1 protein-coding gene is annotated in these 700 nt (G+C 48.9%); it reads left to right on the forward strand.

Annotated elements, in window-relative coordinates:
- Positions 1-13 precede the first annotated feature (13 nt).
- A partial coding sequence (locus R7Z49_RS25145) for an iron chelate uptake ABC transporter family permease subunit (RefSeq protein WP_318112407.1) occupies positions 14-700 on the forward strand: 687 nt, incomplete at its 3' end.

Here is a 700-nt window from a genome sequence, read left to right on the forward strand (position 1 = left end):
TGGCACCAAAACAATGAGAACGAAACCGTACATTGGCTATGTCGCGCTGATTGCGTTGCTTAGCCTATTGAGCTTACAAATTGATACGAGCTTGTCGTTGAGTGAACAATGGCAGGTGTTCACTCAACCAGAAAGCGCCAGCGAATTTCGTGACGTTTTCTTTATGCAGTCTCAGTTACCTCGATTGAGCATAACGTTATTGGTTGGTGCAATGCTCGGGCTGACTGGCAGTTTGATGCAGCAGTTAACGCAAAACAACCTCACCTCACCGCTGACCTTGGGTACCTCTTCCGGTGCTTGGCTTGCATTGGTCATCGTTAACATTTGGTTTGTTGACTGGGTGGCCGACTATTCCGCTTTCGCTGCAATGGCAGGTGCTTTGGTCGCGTTTGGTTTGATCATTTCGATCGCTGGTGTGCGCAATATGACGGGGTTACCCTTAGTGGTCTCCGGTATGGTCATCAACATTTTGCTTGGCTCCATCGCGACAGCTCTAATTATTCTCAATGCACAGTTTGCTCAAAACATCTTTATGTGGGGAGCGGGCGACCTTTCACAATACAGTTGGGATTGGTTTGAATGGTTGCTGCCACGTTCTACTGTCGCAATCGTCATTTTGATTGTCGCACCACGCATTCTGACCCTAATGAAACTGGGACAAGAAGGTGCAGCAGCCCGAGGCTTAGCGGTATTACCCGCG

The organism is Vibrio sp. 1562 (assembly GCF_033340155.1).
GTDB classification, from domain to species: domain Bacteria; phylum Pseudomonadota; class Gammaproteobacteria; order Enterobacterales; family Vibrionaceae; genus Vibrio; species Vibrio alginolyticus.